At 58.9% G+C, this 2,010-nt stretch carries 4 protein-coding genes; 2 read left to right on the top strand and 2 right to left on the bottom strand.

Annotation, left to right across the window (positions count from 1 at the left end):
* Both FLM9_RS05385 and FLM9_RS05380 read left to right on the top strand, forming a co-directional pair.
* Positions 1 to 417, top strand: a 417-nt coding sequence (locus tag FLM9_RS05385) for a threonine synthase (RefSeq protein ID WP_143324617.1), incomplete at its 5' end; no start/stop codon positions are given.
* Positions 418 to 474: 57 nt separating this feature from the next.
* Positions 475 to 750, top strand: coding sequence for a MoaD/ThiS family protein (locus FLM9_RS05380; RefSeq protein WP_074457607.1), 276 nt, complete (start codon positions 475 to 477; stop codon positions 748 to 750).
* Here FLM9_RS05380 and FLM9_RS05375 read toward each other — a convergent pair.
* Positions 747 to 1,523, bottom strand: a complete 777-nt coding sequence (locus FLM9_RS05375; RefSeq protein ID WP_074457606.1) for an ABC transporter ATP-binding protein — start codon at positions 1,521 to 1,523, stop codon at positions 747 to 749. The two genes, FLM9_RS05380 and FLM9_RS05375, sit on opposite strands and share 4 nt — an antisense overlap.
* A 17-nt stretch (positions 1,524 to 1,540) precedes the next feature.
* A partial coding sequence (locus FLM9_RS05370; RefSeq protein WP_143324616.1) for an ABC transporter permease occupies positions 1,541 to 2,010 on the bottom strand: 470 nt, incomplete at its 5' end.

Genomic DNA, 2,010 nt, shown 5'->3' with positions numbered 1-2,010 from the left:
CGGGATTTCATCGCCCCGGTGAAACCCCACACCATTGCCAAATCCATTGCCATCGGCAATCCCGCTGACGGTCCCTATGCCCTGGACGTGGCCCGACAAAGCGGCGGCAGCATCACGGCCGTGAGTGATGCCGAGATCGTGGCCGCCATCAAGCTGTTGGCGGAAACGGAGGGGATCTTTACGGAGACTGCCGGTGGCACCACCATTGCCGTGCTCAAAAAGCTGGCGGAGTCCGGCAGGATCCACCCCGATGAAACCACCGTGACCTACATCACCGGCAACGGTCTCAAAACAGCGGAGGCCGTCAAGGACGTCATTGGCGCCCCGTTCAAGATTGATGCGACGCTGGACAGCTTCAACCAGGCCTGGGCCAACGCTTCCGGCCAGACCACGGCCGGGACGGCCCTGGTAGCCTAGGGTCCGGCCCAGCGCTTGGCCCAGGTATCCATTCACCACACCGAACCCGAGGATCCCATGCCCGTTCAAGTTTTGATCCCCACACCGCTGCAACCGTTCACGGCCAACGAAGCCGTTGTTGAGCTGAATGCCGTGGACGTGAACCAGCTGATCCAGGCTCTTGATGAACGCTTCCCCGGCTTGAAGGCCCGTCTTTGTGACAACTCTGGCAAATTGCGCCGCTTTCTCAACATCTACGTCAACAGTGAAGATATTCGTTTTCTGGACAATCAGGCCACCCCGTTGAAGGAGGGGGACGAAGTGTCCATTATTCCCGCTGTGGCTGGTGGTTAGTGAGGGGAGGCTACAGGCTCAACGGATTCCATTGCTTGGGCCAGGTTTTGGCGTTGCTGGAGAAAAGAGGGATTGAATCGCAGCTTGTCGAGATCCTGATGGTCGAAGTTTGTCGCAAGGGTGTGGCTGATACGGCCAGGGTTGGGAGCCAGAACATGCACCTGCTGAGCCAACAGCAGCGCTTCCTCCAGGTCGTGGGTAATCAGGATGGAGGTGAGGCGGGTGCGCTCCCAAAGGCGATAAAGAAAGTTTTGCATCGTGGCGCGGATGTGAAGATCCAGGGCGCCAAAGGGCTCGTCCAACAGCAGCACCTTGGGAGCCGCCGCCAGGGCGCGGGCAATGGCCACCCGTTGCTGCATCCCACCGGAGCATTCCCTCGGCAGCAGTCTGCGCCGATCCCCTAAGCCCACCACCTCAAGGAAATAGGCTGTGCGCTCTTGAATCTCCCGCCGTGAGAAGCAGCCTTGCAGCTCCATCCCGAAGGCCACGTTCTGCGCCAAGTTCAGCCAGGGATACAAGCTGTAGTTTTGAAACACCAGACCGCGATCAGGACCCGGACCGGTCACGGGCTGTCCATCCATGCAGATCAACCCACGGCTGGGTCGCTCCAGCCCGGCAAGACAGCGGAGGAGAGTGGACTTCCCGGACCCGGAGTGGCCCACAATGGCGGTGAATTCTCCTGAGCGGACCCTGAGATTGACATCCTTGAGCACGAGCTGAGCCTGCTGCCCTTCGCCGAAGGTTTTGGATACGGACTGAACCTGGAAGTCCATGGGGATTCTGCTCCTGTTCAGACGGCCCAGCGGCAGGTGAGTCGCAACAACAGCCGGAACGCCAGGTCAATGGCAAAGCCAATCAGCCCCAGCACCAGCAAGTCCGCAAAGATCTGCTCCGTGCGAAAAAACCGTTGCGCCAACTGAATCCGCTTGCCCAAGCCCACCTCTGCTGCCAGCAACTCCGCCACCACCAACAGGTTCCAGGACGTGGCCATGTTGATGCGCAGGGTGTCAATGATGCTAGGCAAGCTGTAACGGGTGATGACCTGGGTCACCACCTGGCGCCGGGATCCTCCCAAAGTGAGCGTGGTTTCAATGAGCTCTTGGGGAACAAATTTCACTGCATCCATCACCATCAGCATGTTAAAGAACACTGTGCCGATGGCGATCAGGGCGATTTTCGGTGCCTCGTCAATGCCCAGGTAAATAATTAGAAGAGGTGTAAAAGCTGCTGCAGGCATATAGCGCAAGAAACCAGAGAGGG

Source organism: Candidatus Synechococcus spongiarum (genome assembly GCF_900047545.1).
Taxonomy (GTDB): domain Bacteria; phylum Cyanobacteriota; class Cyanobacteriia; order PCC-6307; family Cyanobiaceae; genus Synechococcus_B; species Synechococcus_B spongiarum_C.
Note: the sequence above shows the minus strand (reverse complement) of the source record. Positions and strands in the feature narration are given on the sequence as shown.